Here is a 16567-nt window from a genome sequence, read left to right as displayed (position 1 = left end):
AGAAAGCACTATAAGCGCAAATGACGAAGCGGTGAAATGAATTATAAGCGAGAAATAACGCGCTTGTAGTCTGATTAAAAGAGCCTGGCAGGAGGGGGTTTGTGTCAGGGCCTTATGGTATGCGGGGTGGCGGCCTTCTGGGCTGTTTATTGCGGCTGCGTAAAGGTTATGGAAATTGAGGTCTGTCACAATTTATCGCGATAAATGTGCTGCTGGGTGATGTTTATTAACTGCGTATTATGAAATATGAATATTTATTATTTTCGGGATTGTATTTTTTGTTGTGGGGTTTATTAGCCTGAATTTTTTTAATGAGAATAATACAAAGGTATGATTTTTTAGCTGTATAAATTGATGATCCGTAAATAGCGCTACGACATAGGTATTATTTTTTGCAGGGCGTATTATCCGGCGGGGGAGGGTTTCGTCTGGATATCGATGGCAATGGCGATTCGATCGTCCACCACCAGCGCAAAGCGATCCATTTTATAGGCCGACCGGGAGATGGCGGTGGTGGCATGCAGCGCGATCGTCTCTCCCGACTGGCGATCGAGTCGGGCCTCGAGGATCACCGGACGGCTAAGATCCCGAACGGTAAGGGTGCCAAAAGCGCGGTAGCGATCCGGGCCGAGCGCCACCACCCGGGTGCTGGAAAAGGTGATGGTCGGGTAGCGGGCGGCATCAAAAAACATGTCGCTTTTCAGCTGCCAGGTAAGCAGGTTGTTGGAGGCCTGCAGCGTGGCGACCGGGATGGTGACATTGATGCGGTCGTCAAATTCATTGTCCGGGTTCAGCGTGACCTGACCCGTCACCCCCTTCAGATGTGCCCACGACGGAATACCGCCAAAGGCGCGCCACGACAGCTTGATGGTGGTTTTCTCCGTGTCGATGGTATGGGCGATCGCCGCCGCCTGTAACGACGGGCAAATGAGCGTGACCAGCAGCAGGAGAACAAGGCGCAGCATATGATCTTCCTTTCATAGAGTGAGATAAGCGTAGAAAGGCGAAAACGCATCGGCAAGGAGGCGTGCTACAGTGAGGCATTAAAATGTGAGCTGACAAGGGTATACGATGGATTTGATCGATGGCTTAAACAAGAAATATCCGGGCGCTCAGGCATGGGCCTTCGGGGATAGTCCTGAGATGGCAAACGCACTGGCAGCCCTGGTGGTCAAAGGAGTAAAGACCGCCACCTGCTGCTCGCTGGCCTCCTTTAAGGCCGATGACGCCACCCCGGGGCCCGGGAGTTACCATATTATTCTTAATGGGCAGGGCGCGCCGGTATGCGTCATCAGAATCGTGTCTCTGCGTCTGGTGCGTTTCTCAGAGGTGACAGAGGCCTTTGCCCGCAAAGAGGGGGAAGGGGACTTGAGCCTGGACTACTGGCGCGAGGAGCATAAGGCCTTTTTCACCCGGGAAGGTGTGTATGCGGATGATATGGAGCTGGTGGCCGAGGAGTTTGTGGTGGTTGAGGTGATGTGATTTGTGCCGCAGTGCAACGCCGGGTGGCGGCTACGCCTTACCCGGCCTACGAACAGTAGGCCCGGCAAGCGAAGCGCTGCCGGGCAGAAAGGCCGCACCGCGGTGACAACACCGGCATATGACCCCATCAAATCTCCTTAAACGCCAGCTCCAGGCGGGCCATCAGCGGTTTAAACAGATAGCTCAGGAAGGTGCGCTCCCCGGTTTTAATCGTCACACTGGCGGGCATCCCGGCTTTTATCTTGTGATCGCGCAGCAGGCGCACCCCCTCCGGGGAGACCTGCACTTCGGCCAGGTAGTAGGGCTGCTGGGTCACTTTGTCGGTCAGGCGGTCGGCCGAGACGGTCAGCACCCGGGCCGGCACCGTCGGCAGCAGGGCGTGGTTGAGGGCCGGGAACATCACGTCGACGGTCAGCCCCGGGACCATTTTATCGATCGCCTGCACCGGGATTTTGGCGTCGATTTGTAGCGGCTGTCCGGCGGCGACAATATCCATCAGGTGTTCGCCGGGCTGGATCACCCCACCCACGGTGCTGACTTTGACATCCAGCACGATGCCGTTGATGGGGGAGCGGATCACGGTGTTATCCAGCTCGTGGCGGGTCGACTGCAGTTCGTCCTCCAGCATCGCCACCTCTTTTTGCTTATCCGTTAATTCAGACTCCACCTCCCGCTGGTACTGGTGCTGCACCTGGTAGGCTTTGATCCGCAGTTCGTTTTGCTGCGACTTCAGTTTGGCGATATTGAGAATATCCTCCGAGACGGTACTGGAGATCTCCGCTGCCTCGCGCTCAAGCACCATCAGCTGGGCTTTGGGGTAGTAGTTCTTCTCGCTCAGCGCCCGGATAGCCCCCAGCTCCCGGTTGATCAGCGTGAACTGATGCTCCCGGTAGCCTTTTATTTTATTCAGGTTCTCGATCTGCCCCACCAGTCCGTCAAGCGACTCGCCGATCATCGACAGCTCATCCTGAATATTTTTGCGGCGGGTCTCGAACAGTTTGGCCTGCAGCTGCTGGCTCTCCGCCAGGCGCTTATTGTTAGCGAAGTTTTTAAGCAGGGTTTCGCTGAAGGTGATGCTCGCCGCGCCGTTGCGTTCTGCCAGCAGCCGGTCTTCGCTGGTTTTGGCGGAGATATACTGGGCGCTTAACGCGCTGTAGCGCATATCCAGCTGCAGGGTATCCAGGCGCATTAATACCTGGTTCTTCTTCACCGCTTCCCCTTCCTTCATAAAGATGTCGGTCACCCGGCCACCGCTTAAGTGCTGGATGGTTTTGCGGTTGCTGGAGACCGTCACCGTCCCGTCGGCCACCACGCCGGCATCCAGCGGCGCCTTCACCGCCCAGAGTAAAAACCCGCCGACCGCGATCAGGATCACCGCCAGGCCACGAATCAACGGCGGCCAGATATTGGTATCGACAAGGTCGGCGTCTGGCATCTCGGGACTTTTATTGTTGTTGTTCATGATAATGCCTCACGTGGGGTTTGATGGGTTTCAACAGGCGGCTCGCTAACGGCTGCGGGTGCGACGGGGACCGATTTCAGCATGTTGGCCTGGCGCAGGTTGGCAAATACCTGCTCGCGCGGGCCGAAGGCCTGAACCGCACCTTCGTTAATCAGCAGCACTTTATTCACCACCCCCAGCAGGGTCGGACGATGGGAGATCAGCACCACCGTTTGCCCCTGGGCGCGCAGGGCGTTGATGGCCTTGAGCAACGCCATCTCCCCGGCGTCGTCGAGGTTGGCGTTGGGCTCATCGAGGACGATAAAGGCCGGGTTGTTGTAGACCGCCCGGGCCAGGCCGATGCGCTGGCGCTGGCCGCCGGAGAGCTGATGGCCGCTGGCGCCAAGCCTAGTGTCGTAGCCCTGCGGCAGGCGTAAAATCATCTCGTGAACCCCGGCCAGCTGCGCTGCGGCCACAATCAGCTCGCTGTTGGCCTCGCCAAAGCGGGCGATGTTCTGGGCGATGCTGCCGTCAAACAGCTCCACGTCCTGGGGCAGATAGCCCATCGACGGGCCGAGCAGGGTTTTATCCCACTGGCAGATGTCAGCCCCATCCAGCCGCACTTTTCCGGCCAGCGGCTGCCACACGCCCACCAGCAGCTTCGCCAGCGAGCTTTTTCCGGAGGCGGAAGGGCCGATGATACCCAGCACTTCGCCCTGTTCGAGCTGGAACGAGATGTTGCGCAGGGTAGCGGCTTTCTGCCCCGGAGGAGCGGCAAACACCCCTTCGACGCTGATGACGCCTTTCGGGGTCGGCAGGGTGAGGATCGCTTTAGAGGCCGGGTACTCCTCCAGCAGGTGGGTGAGCTGTTTCCAGCCGCTGCGGAACTGCACGAACTGCTTCCAGCTGCTGATGATCTGCTCCACCGGGCTCAGCACGCGGCCAAGGATAATCGAGGCGGCAATCATCAGCCCGGGGGTGATTTCACCCGCGATCACCAGCAGGGCACCGGCCCCCAGCGACACCGACTGCAGCAGGACGCGGACAAACCGGCTCAGACTGCTGTAGACCGCCGATTTATCGGCAATGTGGGTCTGGAGCACCATCACTTTGGTATGGCCTTCCAGCCAGTGCTTTTTCAGGGTGGCAAGCATCCCCATGGCTTCGATGGTGTCGGAGTTCTGCAGCTGCTTGTTGAGAATGATCGAGTTGCTGACGCTCAGCATTTGCGCCTGCTGAATCGGCGTTTTGGTGGAGAGCTCCGTGAGCAACGTCAGGCAGAGTAAAATCACGATCCCGCCGAGCGACAGATAACCCAGCAGGGGATGGACGAGGAACGCCACTAATAAATAGAAGGGCGTCCAGGGAATATCGAGCAGCGCAAACAGGCTATTGCCGGAGAGGATCTGGCGGATCTGCGCCAGCTCGTTCAGCGCCTGCGCCGGGTTATTATCCCCCGTCGCAATTTTGCGTTTAAATGCGGCATTAAAGACCAGCTGATTTAACTTCACGTCCAGGCGGTTGCCCAGCCGGATCATCACGCTGGAGCGGGCGAACTCAATCATCCCGATAACGATATATAACCCAACGATCAGCAGCGTTAGCATCAGCAGGGTGGTGGTGTTCTGGCTGGCCAGAACCCGGTCGTACACCTGTAGCATATAAATTGCCGGCGCCAGCATAAGCATATTTATCACGCTGCCAAAAAACAGCAGGGTAATAAAGGCAGGCCTGGTCCCCTTGAGGGCTTTTTTCAGTTCTGTTGACTTATACTGGCGCGGCATAGGGTGCTCCTTATTAAATCAATGAAGTCGTGTTATCGATGACCGTGGTACTTAACCCAGCTGGAAATCCGTCAACTGAATCGCGTTGACCGCCGTATTCAGTAACGTGATTTTGTCGCCGTTGGCGAAGTTCAGGACCGTCGACGTCCCGCTGGTGGTCATCGTGATGTTGCTGTTGAAGTTCGCGGCAGTAATGCCCCGTGCCTGCAGGTTGATCAGATCCTGACCGCCGGTCGGGTTACTGTCGAAGTCGGTAATGATGTCCTGCCCGAAGTTGGCCCCGAAGATAAAGAAGTCGTTGCCCCCTGCGCCGGTGAGGGTGTCATTCCCGCCCGCGCCGTTCAGGCGATCCACCCCGGTGCCGCCGGTGAGGGTGTTCCCCAGGGCGTTACCGGTCCCGGTGAAGCCGCCGTTGCCGGTAAAGGTCAGGACCTCGACATCCTGGGTTAACGTATAAGTGTTGAGGCTCACCCGGACGGTATCGGTCCCGCCGTTGACCCCTTCCACCACCGTATCCCCCGCGTTATCCACGGTATAGGTGTCGTTTCCGAGACCCCCGGTCATGGCGTCAGCACCCTGGCCGCCGTCGAGACCGTCGTTACCGTTTCCGCCGATCAGGGTGTCGTTCCCGGCCAGACCGAACAGGGTATCGTCACCGTCCATCCCGTTGAGAGTGTCGTTGCCTCTGCCGCCGGTCATGGTGTTGGCCAGCGCGTTACCGGTGCCGTTGAAGTTGCCGGTTCCGCTATAGGTCAGGTTTTCAAGGTTGTCGGCCATCACGTAGCTGGCGGCAGTGACCTCAACGAGATCGGTTCCGGCGTTGGCGCCTTCCGTGATCACATCGCCCAGGTTATCCACGTGATAGGTGTCATTGCCGACGCCGCCCGCCATCTGGTCAGCACCCACGCCGCCGTCCAGGTCGTCATTGCCCGTCCCGCCGATCAGCACGTCGTCACCTGCCAGGCCGAGCAGGGTATCGTTACCCGCGCCGCCGTCGATGTAGTCGCTGCCGGAGGTGCCGAACAGGGTGTTCGCCCCGTTGTTACCGGTCAGCAGATTACCGACCAGCTGGGTCGGGGCTGAGGTCAGGGTCACCGATGGGTTGCCCTCATCGTCGGTCACCGTCACCACCACCCGCAGCTGCCGCTCTACCGTCGTCTGGGTTGGGGTAAAGGTGGCCGCCGTGGCCCCGGCAATGTTGATGAAGCCCAGACCCGAACTCATCTGCCACTGGTAGCGGAAGTTGTTACCGTTGGTCAGGCCATCGCCATCGGTAATACCCGAGACGTCAGCCGTCAGGGCCAGGGTGCGGGTTGGCGTCAGGTCACTGACCACCGGCACGCCGCGAGTCGGTTGATCCCGTGGTCCTACCGTGCCGGTGATCGCCGACACCAGGGATTCCGCATCGCCCATTCGGTCGTTGAAGCTGGCGGTGACCCGCAGCTGCGCGCCAAAGAGGTTGTTGCCTACCCGGAACTCGGTGCCGGTGGCCTGGTCGCGCCACTGGCCGCCAATCAGCGCCTGCCAGGTGTAGGTGATCGGCAGGTTGTCCGCCAGACCGTTACCATCCGCCAGGTTAGCGGTGCTGACCCGGAGCAGATCGCCCACCCCAGGGGCTTTGTTGCTGATGTCGACGCTGCCGGTGGCTTTTTGCGATGTCACCCACAGCTGGGTGTTGTCGCCAAACTCCAGTTTTTCGATATTCAGCAGGCGGTCGGTGCCGTCACCTAAAGGCAGGTTGGCGGAGACGGTAGCGTGATTGACCGTCAGGCTGCCGTCGGCGTTGCGGGTAAAGTTGTAGTTACCGTTGACGTCGCGGTATAGCGCAATGTCGGTTTCGCCGTTGTTACCGTCATTAAGGATCTCACGCACGATGTGCAGCTGGCCCGGGTTGATCACGCGGTTCAGCATGTCGGCATTGAGTTCTTTCATGCTGTCGACACTTTTGATGACGCCACCCTGTGCGTCCCTGACTTCGATCCGCACGTTCAGCCAGGCATCGCCATCGATGATGTCATTCCCCGCTTTACCCATGATGCGGTCGCTGCCGCCGCCGCCGAGAATAATGTCCGCGCCGTTGTCCGGGTTCAGCACCACGCCATCCACGGCGCCGTTGATCAGATTGCTGCCGACCACCGTATCCAGGCCGTTGATGCGTGCTACCCCGTCGAGGGTGAGGTTGTTGGAGAGTGGCGTTCCCTGAACCGGGGCGGTGCCAAGCGGCTGATCGGTCCCGGTGAGTACATCATTAAATTTCCAGCCCGACAGCCCCTCCACCAGGTCGAAGCGATCCCGCAGGATAAACTCCTGCTGGTTAACGAAGATCGGAATCCCGAGGTCAGAGTTGGCGCCGACAACGTCGCCCTTATGGATCGCCCAGTCGAAGCCCGCCATCCCGTTGTTACGCTGGATGCCCGCCCCCTGCACCATGATGTCGTCGCCCGCTTCGCCGTCGTAGTCAGTGTCGTTCCCCTGACCGTTCAGCACGTCGTGACCGACAATAGTACTGTTGAAGAACAGCTCGGAGTTCTCGCCCGTCAGGGAGTCAAAGCCGTCGCCGCCCTCAAGCCAGTCGTCGCCTTCGTTGCCCAGTAGGGCGTCGGCCCCGGAACCGCCCATGATGAAGTCATTGCCCAGGCCGCCAAACACCTCCTGGGCATCTTCGCCGACGACAATAAAGTCCTGGCCGCTGCCGCCGAAGCTGAGGTCGTTACCGTTGCCGGAGAAGATGACGTCGTTCCCGGCATCGCCGTGCAGGAAGTCGGCCCCGCCCACCGGGGTCCCGGTGTCGGTGATGATGTCGTCCCCGTCGCCACCGTGCACGGTATCCGCTTCATCGCCGCCGTCGAGACGGTCGTTACCGCCGTCGCCCCACAGGCTGTCGATGCCTTTGCCGCCAATTAAGGTATCGTTACCGGCAGAGCCGCCCAGCACCACGTGCCCGTCGCCGATGTATTTCAGGTAAGCACCATCCGCCTTGCCATCGCCGTCGACGTCCGCCCCGGCCGCTTTGCGCACCACCAGCGGGGTGAGCAGGTCTTTGAGCGCATTCCCCCATTTAGGGTCGGCGCCAATCTGTACCCCCGTGTTCACTTCCAGAATATGATCCGGGGTCATGAACAGTTTCGCATGCACGTGAGAGGAGCCTTCATTGCCGAGGTCGCTGTTACGCATGACCAGGGCGGCAAACGAGTTGGCCTCCAGTTGGGTAAGCATGTTCAGGCCCTGGGTACGGCTCAGGTAATAGAAACGGTCCCCGTCCTGCAGCATCTCCATCTGGGTCTCAAAGACGAAGTTGAAGGTGGAGCCGAGCATGCCGCCGAACTCATTTTTCCGCTCTGCCAGGCCGCCAATCCAGAAATCGACCATGTTCAGGCCGGTTTCTTTGTTAGCCCATGCGCCCGTGCTGTTGAAGAAGTCAAACGCGTCGGCACGCCGCGCGTCGTTGGCATCACCAAACAGCAGGAAATCTACCGCGGCGCGTTTACCTTCGATGGTGGTGGCGTCAAGGATCAACTGATGCTGCCCGTAGGCGGCCATAAAGTTGAGGATCGAGGCGGTATTTTTCAGGTAAACCGCAAAGTCAGCCCAGCTCTCATAGGGCTTCAACTCGCTGTTGCCCGTCAGTTCGAAGAATTGCGCACGGGCCTGATTGAGGGTGGGCATAAAGGTGTCGCGACCGCGGGCGATGTTGAGCGCACCTAAATCCAGCGGCAGACCGACCAGGTTATTACGCAGTGCCCCGGTCAGGAACTCATCGATTTCGTTCCCCACCTGACGGGTCATCCCGCGCACAATTGCGCCGATGGCGGCATGACTTTCCATCGAGCCGTCGTTATCGAAGGCCAGTGGGTTAAGGAAGGCCTGAATGAGTCCGAGGTCGTCACTGGCCATATCCATGCCGATACGATCGACGCTCTCAGTGAGCATCGAGTGGCCGAAGCGGTAGACCACGTGGGCGAACTCCGCGAAGATCGCCGGGTTGATGTCGGCAGTGTTCGAGAAGACAAACGGATCGACCGCCGGTTGCACGGCGCGGGCAAACTCTTCAAATACCAGGTGCTGGTATTCCATCTCGGTGGTGAAACGCCCGGCCTGGAACAGGTATTCGCCGTTCCACACCAGGGTGCTGGTGTCTGCCGGGATCTCGGTGATCTGGTGGTTCGGCATCAGCCACTGGTTGATCACGCTGACATCACCCGACCCCAGAATGGTGGCTTTGTACTGCTCTACCAGACGGTTATGTTCGTCGTGGAACACCGAGTGCACCTCGGTTAAGCCGACGTTCTCGTTGCCGCGGCCATCACCGGTGATGAAGTGGCGATCGAGCAGTTCGTTATCGTAGGTACCGGCTTCCGTTGCCCCGCCAATCACATCGTTGGCATCGGCCAGCAGGACGCCGTTGGCGTCAACTTTCGGCACCGCCGTGTGGGCGATGTCATCGAGGAACGCATGGCCGGTGCGCAGGGTGTCTGACGGCAGCAAGCCGCCGTTGGCCTCCACCAGGCCGTGAAGGGTGACAATCTGCACTTTCCCGTTAGCGCTTAACATCAGGTTGCCGTAGCGGTCGGTCGCCAGCAGCGGCACGTTGAAAACATCCGCATCGGTCAGCTGAATGCCGAGGAATTGCAGGGCATGGGCTTTGACCTCACCCCAGGTGGCGATCCCGTGCGCGCCATCCAGCAGATTACCGGTTGGCTCGGGTTTGCCATCGATGAAGGTGAATTCGCGCAGGAAGATCTGATGCGACGGATGAGAGGTGTAGGTCTGGTTCTGATCGATCCACGGGGTGGTGGTGTTCACCGTATTGTGGGTGGCATCCACTTTGGCCCGGGTGAGGATCATGAAGTTAGTCGGAGAGCCCTCTTTGTACAGCGGATCGTCAGGCATCAGCGGGATAAAGACGATCCCGTTCCCCTCTTTGGGGATCAGATCCAGACCGTGGTCGAAGAACTGGCCGAAGAAGGTCATCCAGCCGTTGAAGGCGGGCGACAGGCCGACATCCGGGGAGAGGTTAGGGATGGAGAGGCTGCCATTCTCGCTGGTGCCGCCCCCGGGGGCATCTTTCAATCCCTCCGCCGCATCCACTGCCGCCGGGTTATTGCTGCTCTGGTCGGAAATAATATTACTGATGGTACGCGGGTCAGAATCGGTCACCACGCCGTTAGGGCCGGAGGTACTCAGATATTTTGCCAGTTCTGGATTGTTTTGAATGGCTTCCAGATCCAGCGGCACCAGGCGGGGCATGGTCTGATCGGCAGCACCGTACATCTCCTGACCCGGTAACAGGTTGTTCCAGGAGCCGTCCACGGTACGAATGCCGTACGGCAGCAGCGGGTCACCTACCGCGTCGCGCAGCGCGTCGCCGTTGACGGTGCCATCGGCATTCGTGGCGGATTCGGAGATCTTGATCTGCTTAAGAATAAATTCGAGGTCATGCAGCGTGACAGTAAAATCATATTGTTCGGCCATAATTAATTACCTCAATCTTGAATCGCTATCATCATTCTTTTTCGCTGTTTAAAAATTGTGCGAAAAGGAGGTGCCGGGTCGTACGGGATTAATCCAGGGTCGGTGATTGCATTAATGCGCTCCGTGTTAAGTCGTTAATGACAGTGCCCTTTCCCCGTTATTACCGGGGTTGCCGGGGTGAATTTTGGGTAAGTTTATTTATCCCTCCTGTGGAGCGATAAATAAAATCACTGACGGACTCGACGCTTTAAATGCGCACAGGCATTCAAAGGGCCAGGGCGACAGGCATGACAAGGTTTTAGCGGGGCTTAACGAATGTTTAAAAGTGTTATCACATGTTACTGTCTCGCTATTGTGATAACTATGGAGTGTCTTTATCTTCCCACAATAATACTTTCTTATGAGCACTCAGAGGTGCGGTTATTATTTTTTCTACGCCATTTTTGCAGAGTTGTACAATTAGAAGGGCGCTGTCTATATTTTCGAAATTATTTTTGTGGCTGTTTTTGTTGAATGTGAAAATTATTTAGCAGGCGAATTTATTTTTTTAAATTCCTGGGGCGGGAACAATAATATTACCCTGCGAAGGAATAATTGAACGGTTGGTCAAAATTAATAATGGCCAGTGAATATCAGAGAATATGTAATCGTTTTTGTAATTGATAATTATTCAGTGTGTAGTGCGTCCGTTCGCCTCTCACCTGGCGGTAATGCCTGTGGTATGATAAAGAACTCTTTAACTCAACTTCTTACGATGTAACGTCTATGACTTTGTCCCGCGAAAAACAGGCAGAAACTTCCCCGGAAACCATTGGGCGTGCATTACGCCGTCGTCCGCTGGCGCGCAAAAAATTGTCAGAGATGGTGGAAGAAGAGCTGGAGCAGATGATCCGTCGTCGTGAGTTTGCCGAAGGGGAGCAACTGCCCTCTGAGCGAGAGCTGATGGCCTTTTTTAACGTCGGGCGGCCTTCGGTTCGTGAAGCGCTGGCGGCGTTAAAACGCAAAGGGCTGGTGCAGATCCAGAACGGCGAGCGCGCCCGCATTTCGCGTCCGTCTGCGGATACCATCATCAGCGAGCTCTCCGGCATGGCGAAGGATTTCCTGGCCCATCCGGGTGGGATTGCCCACTTCGAACAGCTGCGCCTGTTTTTCGAATCCAGCCTGGTGCGCCATGCCGCCCAGCATGCCAGCGAGGCACAAATTGCCCTGCTGGAAAAAGCGCTGGAGCTGAACAGCCAGTCGCTGGATGACAATGCGCTCTTTATCCGCTCTGACGTCGAGTTTCATCGCGTGCTGGCGGAGATCCCGGATAACCCTATCTTTATGGCCATCCACGTGGCCCTGATCGACTGGCTGATCGCCGCCCGTCCTGCGGTGCCTGAACAGGCGCTTCGTGAGCATAATAACACCAGTTATCAACAGCATATCGCCATCTTTAAGGCGATCCGCAGCCAGGATCCTGATGCGGCTGAACAGGCCCTGCAGGCGCACCTCACCAGCGTTTTCGCCACCTGGCACGCCTTCGATCAGAGCAAAAAGTGCCGCAAGTAGCCCCACGATCGTTTAGTGAACTGGATCGCGTTCTGCGCATTTCGTTGATGTTTGTTTCGGCCTTGCTGGTATAACAGGTATAAAGGTCTACAGTCATAACATCATCATCACCTATCGAGGTTACTATGTCAGTTACGCTGAAAGGGGTTATGCCCGCTCTGCTTACACCGTTTAATCACCAGCAGCAGCTGGATACCCAAAGCCTGCGCCAGCTGGTGCGGTTCAACATTGCCCAGGGCGTGGACGGCCTGTACGTCGGGGGTTCCACCGGCGAAGCCTTTGTGCAAAGCAGCGCTGAGCGCCAGGAAGTGCTTGAGATCGTTGCCGAAGAGGCGAAAGGCAAAATTACCCTGATTGCTCACGTCGGCACCGTCAGTACCCACGAAAGCCAGCAGCTCGCCCAGGCCGCCAGCCGTTTTGGCTATGACGCCGTCTCCGCCGTGACGCCGTTCTACTACCCGTTCAGCTTTGAGGAACACTGCGATCACTACCGGGGGATCATTGATTCTGCACAAGGGTTGCCGATGGTGGTGTACAACATTCCGGCCCTCAGCGGAGTGAAGCTCTCTCTGGATCAGATCAACACCCTGGTGACCCTGCCGGGCGTGGGCGCCCTGAAACAGACCTCCGGCGATCTCTTCCAGATGGAGCAGATCCGCCGGGCGCACCCGGATCTGGTGCTCTACAACGGCTACGACGAGATCTTCGCCTCCGGCCTGCTGGCTGGGGCGGATGGTGGGATCGGTAGCACCTACAACATCATGGGCTGGCGGTATCAGGGGATCGTGAAAGCCCTGAAAGAAGGGGATATCGCCACCGCCCAGGCGCTGCAGACAAAATGTAATGAGGTTATCGACCTGCTGATCAAGGTCGGCGTGTTCCGTGGCCTGAAAACGGTGCTGCACTACATGGACGTCATTGAGGTGCCGCTGTGCCGCAAGCCGTTTGCGCCGGTCGATGAAAAATACCTGCCTGAGCTGCGGGCCTTAGCGCAACAGCTCCAGCACGAAAAAGAACAAGGTTAAGACAACGTCTGATGCCGGGCCTGTCCGGCATCACTCAAGCTGTACCCTACAAAAACAGCGTATGGGTTTACCCATTGCGGAGACTGACATGAATACAATGACACAAAATGTCCCGTGGTATCGTTGCCTCAGCCGTCAACAGTGGCGTGCGTTTTCTGCCGCCTGGGTCGGTTACGTTCTTGATGGTTTTGATTTTGTTCTGATCGCCCTCGTTCTCACCGATATAAAAACCGAATTCGGCCTGACTACCCTGCACGCCGCAAGCCTGATCTCCGCCGCCTTTATCTCCCGCTGGTTTGGCGGCCTGATGCTGGGCGCGATGGGCGATCGCTACGGTCGCCGCCTGGCGATGGTCAGCAGTATTGTGCTCTTCTCCGTCGGCACCCTGGCGTGCGGCCTGGCCCAGGGGTACACCACCATGTTTATCGCCCGTCTGGTGATCGGCATGGGGATGGCGGGGGAGTATGGCTCCAGCGCGACTTACGTGATTGAAAGCTGGCCGAAACACCTGCGCAATAAAGCCAGCGGTTTCCTGATCTCCGGCTTCTCCGTCGGGGCGGTGGTGGCGGCTCAGGTCTACAGCCTGGTGGTACCGGAGTGGGGCTGGCGGGCGCTGTTCTTCATCGGCATTCTGCCGATTATCTTTGCCCTATGGTTGCGTAAAAATATTCCTGAAGCTGAAGACTGGAAGGAGAAGCAGCAGAGCAAAACCCCGGTTAAAACCATGGTGGACATTCTCTATCGCGGCGAACATCGGGTCATCAATATCGCCATGACGCTGGTGGCGGCGGTCTCCCTGTGGTTCTGCTTCGCAGGCCAGCTGGAGAGCGCTGCGATTGTCGCCGTGCTCGGCCTGCTGTGCGCGGGGATCTTTGTCAGCTTTATGGTGCAGAGCAACGGTAAACGCTGGCCGACCGGCGTCACCCTGATGGTGGTAGTGCTGTTTGCCTTCCTCTACTCCTGGCCCATTCAGGCCCTGTTGCCTACCTATCTGAAAACCGATCTGGCGTACGATCCCGCCACCGTTGCGCAGGTACTGTTCTTCAGCGGCTTTGGCTCCGCCGCGGGCTGCTGCGCCGGGGGCTTCCTCGGGGACTGGTTAGGCACGCGGAAAGCCTATGTCTGGAGCCTGCTGGCCTCGCAGCTGCTGATCATTCCGGTGTTCACCATCGGCGGGAGCAGCGTCTGGGTGCTGGGCCTGCTGCTCTTCTTCCAGCAGCTGTTCGGACAGGGGATCTCCGGCATTCTGCCCAAACTGATTGGCGGCTATTTTGATACCGAGCAGCGCGCGGCCGGGCTTGGCTTTACCTATAACGTCGGTGCGCTGGGTGGCGCGTTAGCCCCGGTGCTGGGGGCCTTTATCGCCCAGCGGCTGGATCTGGGCACCGCGCTCTGTTCGCTCTCGTTCGGCCTGACCTTTGTCGTCATCCTGCTGATTGGCTTTGATATGCCGTCCCGCGTGCAGCGCTGGCTGCATCCTGAAGCCCTGCGTACCCACGACGCCATCGACGGCAAACCCTTTAGCGGGGCCCTGATCGCGTCAGATGCATTACAGAGAGCGTCAAGATGATCGCGCTCGCCATTGATATCGGCGGGACCAAGCTCGCCGCGGCGCTGGTGGACAGCGCCCTGCAGATTATCGCCCGCCGGGAGATCCCAACACCCGCCAGCCAGACCCCGGATGCGCTGGAGGCCGCGCTGCGCGAGCTGGTGATGCCGCTCTCTTCGCGGGCGCAGCACTTTGCCGTCGCCTCGACCGGGATTATTCAGAACGGGGTATTAACCTCGATCAATCCGTCCAACCTCGGGGGGCTTTCCCACTTCCCGCTGGTGGACTGTTTATCCGCCCTGACCGGGCTCCCCGGCGTGGCCCTGAACGATGCCCAGGCCGCGGCGCTGGCCGAGTATCAGCAGATGCCGGCCGCCATCCGCGACATGGTATTCATCACCGTCTCGACCGGGGTCGGGGGAGGGGTGATCCAGAACGGCAGGCTGGTGACTGGCTCCGGCGGGCTGGCTGGCCACTGCGGCCACACCCTTGCCGACCCGAACGGGCCGCGCTGCGGCTGCGGACGAACCGGCTGCGTGGAGGCCATCGCCTCGGGGCGGGGGATCGCCGCGGCCGCACAAGGGGAGCTGACCGGGCTGGATGCGAAAGCCATATTCGCTCACGCCGCCCGGGGTAATGCCCAGGCGGTGGCGCTGATTGCGCGTTCCGCCAGAACCCTGGCGCGGTTGATTGCGGATCTGAAAGCCCTGACCGACTGCCAGCGGGTGGTGATGGGCGGCAGCATCGGGCTGGCCGACGGTTATCTCCCGCAGGTACAACACTTCCTGGCGCAGGAACCCTCTGCGTACCAGACCGAACTCTGTTCCGCCCGCCATCAGAGCAACGCAGGACTGCTGGGCGCGGCATTATGGGCACAAGGACATTTGCAATGATTGTGGGTGATATCAGGCAGCTTCAGGCGGCCGGGCTGCCGGCGGCGTTCTGTCAGGCTATCGACCAGGCGCTGAGCGCCGGGATTGCGAATCTTGCACCGGGAAGCTATCCGCTGCAGGGGGAGACGGTATTTGTCAATGTGATGGCGTTTGCGACGCAAGGTGCGGAAGAGAAACGCGCCGAGCTGCACCGCCGCTACATCGATATTCAGATCCTGCTGGAAGGGGAAGAGCGGATTTATTACGGCCTGGCGGGGAGCGCGCGGGAGTGCGATACGTGGCACGAGGAGGAGGATTATCAGCTCTGTCAGCGCATCGAGAATGAGCAGTATCTGACGTTAACCCCGGGAATGTTTGCCGTCTTTATGCCCGGGGAGCCGCATAAACCCGGGTGCGACGTCACCCAGCCGGGGAGGGTGAAAAAAGCGGTGATTAAGGTGCATCACAGCCTGCTGCCTTAAGGCCTAAAAACAAAGCCCGCATCTGCGGGCTTTCATGGCCTTAATCGTCTTCGCGTTCTTTAACGGCACGCTGACGTTCGTAATACTCATCCTCTGCCGAAATGATCTCATCCAGCAGGGAATCCATATCCACATCATGGACCTCTTCGACGAACAGCCCGGTGAGCGGCGATTCCGGGGTCAGTTTTCCGTCTTCATAGAGCATCCAGATCTCTTTCGCATAGCGTGTTTTCAGCAGCTGCGGGGCGAACTGACCATAATACTCGGTGATGTTATTCACATCGCGCTCAAACATGGACTGCGCATGGTTGTTCGCGGCGGCGTCTACCGCCTGGGGCAGATCGATAATCACCGGTCCCTTGTCATCAAGCAGCACGTTAAACTCTGACAGGTCGCCGTGAACAATACCGGCACACAGCATGCGCACGATATTGCGGATCATGGTGTCGAAGTCTTTTACAGCCTCTTCTTCCGTTAAAGAGACATCGCTCAGGCGTGGCGCAACGGCACCATCACCGTCGGTGACCAGTTCCATCAGCAGCACGCCGTCCAGACACATATAGGGCTGAGGCACGCGTACACCGGCGTTGGCCAGGCGGAATAACGCATCGACCTCTGCCGTGTGCCAGACCTCTTCCTGTTGCTTACGGCCAAATTTAGAGCCTTTCTGCATGGCGCGGGCGTCACGCGAGTTGCGCACCTTGCGGCCTTCCTGATACTGCACGGCCTGCTTAAAGCTGCGCTGTGACGCTTCCTTGTACACTTTGGCACACTGAATCTGGTCCCCGCATAGCACGGTGTAAACGTCTGCCTCTTTGCCGCTTTTCAGGCGTTGAAGCACGTTGTCTATGAGGCCGTCATCGACCAGGGGCTGGAGTCTGTTTGGGATTTTCATGCGGCTTTTATAGC

At 58.4% G+C, this 16567-nt stretch carries 11 protein-coding genes; 6 read left to right on the top strand and 5 right to left on the bottom strand.

Annotation, left to right across the window (positions count from 1 at the left end; genetic code table 11):
* Positions 1-404: 404 nt before the first annotated feature.
* A complete protein-coding gene (locus G7090_RS17745; RefSeq protein WP_166183485.1) occupies positions 405-965 on the bottom strand; it encodes a YceI family protein in 561 nt (186 codons plus the stop codon).
* A 106-nt stretch (positions 966-1071) separates the two neighbouring features.
* On the opposite strand from G7090_RS17745, the gene G7090_RS17740 reads away from it, so the two are divergent.
* Positions 1072-1482: an ASCH domain-containing protein gene (locus G7090_RS17740; RefSeq protein WP_166183483.1), complete on the top strand. Its 411-nt coding sequence runs from the start codon at positions 1072-1074 to the stop codon at positions 1480-1482.
* Between the two features lie 127 nt (positions 1483-1609).
* On the opposite strand, the gene G7090_RS17735 is transcribed toward G7090_RS17740, so the two are convergent.
* The 3 genes from G7090_RS17735 to G7090_RS17725 are packed head-to-tail and all read right to left on the bottom strand — an operon-like array spanning position 1610 to position 10179.
* Positions 1610-2944 carry an HlyD family type I secretion periplasmic adaptor subunit gene (locus tag G7090_RS17735; protein ID WP_166183481.1) on the bottom strand — a complete coding sequence of 445 codons (1335 nt, stop codon included), beginning with the start codon at positions 2942-2944 and terminating at the stop codon, positions 1610-1612.
* Positions 2941-4707, bottom strand: coding sequence for a type I secretion system permease/ATPase (locus tag G7090_RS17730; RefSeq protein WP_166183479.1), 1767 nt, complete (start codon positions 4705-4707; stop codon positions 2941-2943). Before G7090_RS17730 ends, G7090_RS17735 begins: the two co-directional genes overlap by 4 nt.
* 51 nt (positions 4708-4758) lie before the next feature.
* The gene (locus G7090_RS17725) at positions 4759-10179 is read right to left on the bottom strand and encodes a peroxidase family protein (RefSeq protein ID WP_166183476.1); all 5421 of its coding nucleotides are present in this window, start codon (positions 10177-10179) and stop codon (positions 4759-4761) included.
* A gap of 765 nt (positions 10180-10944) precedes the next feature.
* Between G7090_RS17725 and nanR the strand changes: the two genes are divergently transcribed.
* The 5 genes from nanR (at position 10945) to nanQ (ending at position 15658) form a co-directional block, all read left to right on the top strand.
* On the top strand, positions 10945-11730 hold the full coding sequence (nanR, locus tag G7090_RS17720) for a transcriptional regulator NanR (RefSeq protein WP_166183473.1): 786 nt from the start codon (positions 10945-10947) through the stop codon (positions 11728-11730).
* 125 nt (positions 11731-11855) lie between these two features.
* Complete coding sequence (gene nanA, locus G7090_RS17715) at positions 11856-12755, top strand: N-acetylneuraminate lyase (protein ID WP_166183470.1); 900 nt, start codon at positions 11856-11858, stop codon at positions 12753-12755.
* A gap of 88 nt (positions 12756-12843) precedes the next feature.
* Positions 12844-14325: an MFS transporter gene (locus tag G7090_RS17710; protein WP_166183467.1), complete on the top strand. Its 1482-nt coding sequence runs from the start codon at positions 12844-12846 to the stop codon at positions 14323-14325.
* A complete protein-coding gene (locus tag G7090_RS17705; protein ID WP_166183465.1) occupies positions 14322-15197 on the top strand; it encodes an N-acetylmannosamine kinase in 876 nt (291 codons plus the stop codon). Before G7090_RS17710 ends, G7090_RS17705 begins: the two co-directional genes overlap by 4 nt.
* On the top strand, positions 15194-15658 hold the full coding sequence (gene nanQ / locus G7090_RS17700) for an N-acetylneuraminate anomerase (protein ID WP_166183462.1): 465 nt from the start codon (positions 15194-15196) through the stop codon (positions 15656-15658). The genes G7090_RS17705 and nanQ overlap by 4 nt, the downstream gene beginning before the upstream one ends.
* Before the next feature lie 40 nt (positions 15659-15698).
* Here the strand turns inward: nanQ and G7090_RS17695 are convergent, their stop codons facing one another.
* Positions 15699-16553 (bottom strand): PA4780 family RIO1-like protein kinase, encoded by an 855-nt coding sequence (locus G7090_RS17695; RefSeq protein WP_166183460.1) that lies wholly within the window; start codon positions 16551-16553, stop codon positions 15699-15701.
* Between the last annotated feature and the right edge of the window lie 14 nt (positions 16554-16567).

It is taken from the genome of Leclercia sp. 29361, from assembly GCF_011290365.1.
Lineage (GTDB): Bacteria > Pseudomonadota > Gammaproteobacteria > Enterobacterales > Enterobacteriaceae > Enterobacter > Enterobacter tamurae.
The sequence above is the reverse complement of the archived record's forward strand: the minus strand, read 5'-3'. Positions and strand labels throughout refer to the sequence as shown.

What these genes read in the sequence shown, in the direction of transcription:
- G7090_RS17745 (WP_166183485.1), bottom strand. Translation starts at nt 965, where the DNA reads ATGCTGCGCCTTGTTCTCCTGCTGCTGGTCACGCTCATTTGCCCGTCG.
- G7090_RS17740 (WP_166183483.1), top strand. Translation starts at nt 1,072, where the DNA reads ATGGATTTGATCGATGGCTTAAACAAGAAATATCCGGGCGCTCAGGCA.
- G7090_RS17735 (WP_166183481.1), bottom strand. Translation starts at nt 2,944, where the DNA reads ATGAACAACAACAATAAAAGTCCCGAGATGCCAGACGCCGACCTTGTC.
- G7090_RS17730 (WP_166183479.1), bottom strand. Translation starts at nt 4,707, where the DNA reads ATGCCGCGCCAGTATAAGTCAACAGAACTGAAAAAAGCCCTCAAGGGG.
- G7090_RS17725 (WP_166183476.1), bottom strand. Translation starts at nt 10,179, where the DNA reads ATGGCCGAACAATATGATTTTACTGTCACGCTGCATGACCTCGAATTT.
- nanR (WP_166183473.1), top strand. Translation starts at nt 10,945, where the DNA reads ATGACTTTGTCCCGCGAAAAACAGGCAGAAACTTCCCCGGAAACCATT.
- nanA (WP_166183470.1), top strand. Translation starts at nt 11,856, where the DNA reads ATGTCAGTTACGCTGAAAGGGGTTATGCCCGCTCTGCTTACACCGTTT.
- G7090_RS17710 (WP_166183467.1), top strand. Translation starts at nt 12,844, where the DNA reads ATGAATACAATGACACAAAATGTCCCGTGGTATCGTTGCCTCAGCCGT.
- G7090_RS17705 (WP_166183465.1), top strand. Translation starts at nt 14,322, where the DNA reads ATGATCGCGCTCGCCATTGATATCGGCGGGACCAAGCTCGCCGCGGCG.
- nanQ (WP_166183462.1), top strand. Translation starts at nt 15,194, where the DNA reads ATGATTGTGGGTGATATCAGGCAGCTTCAGGCGGCCGGGCTGCCGGCG.
- G7090_RS17695 (WP_166183460.1), bottom strand. Translation starts at nt 16,553, where the DNA reads ATGAAAATCCCAAACAGACTCCAGCCCCTGGTCGATGACGGCCTCATA.